This window comes from Brevundimonas sp., from assembly GCF_036659295.1.
In the GTDB taxonomy this organism is placed as follows: Bacteria; Pseudomonadota; Alphaproteobacteria; order Caulobacterales; family Caulobacteraceae; genus Brevundimonas.
This window is the reverse complement of record NZ_JAVXCU010000181.1, coordinates 1-552: the sequence shown is the minus strand read 5'-3', so window position 1 is coordinate 552 and position 552 is coordinate 1. Positions and strand designations below refer to the sequence as shown.

General features: G+C 59.1%; 1 protein-coding gene. It reads left to right on the top strand.

The genetic code is table 11. From position 1 onward, the window contains the following. On the top strand, positions 1-552 hold a 552-nt coding region (locus RSB01_RS14245; protein ID WP_332625781.1), incomplete at both ends, for a GTP-binding protein.

Here is a 552-nt window from a genome sequence, read left to right as displayed (position 1 = left end):
GTTGACTCCGTTCTGCTGCTGGTTGACGCTCAAGACGGCCCTATGCCGCAAACCCGTTTCGTGACCAAGAAGGCTTTCGAAGCCGGCCTGCGTCCGATCGTGTGCATCAACAAGGTTGACCGTCCAGGCGCGCGTCCGGACTGGGTTCTGGACCAGATCTTCGACCTGTTCGACAACCTGGGTGCTACCGAAGAACAGCTGGACTTCCAAGTCATCTACGCCTCGGCCCTGAACGGTATTGCTGGTCTTGACCACACCGACATGGCGGAAGACATGACCCCGCTGTACCAGGCGATCGTTGACCACGTTCCACCACCGAAGGTTGACCGTGAAGGCCCGTTCCAGATGCAAATCTCGGCACTGGACTACAACAGCTTCCTGGGTGTTATCGGCGTTGGCCGTATCGCTCGTGGTAGCGTCAAGCCGAACACCCCGGTTGTCGCCATCGGCGCCGACGGCAAGAAGCGTAACGGTCGTATCCTGAAGCTGATGGGTCACCACGGCCTGCACCGTATCGACGTTGAAGAAGCTTTCGCTGGCGACATCGTGTGC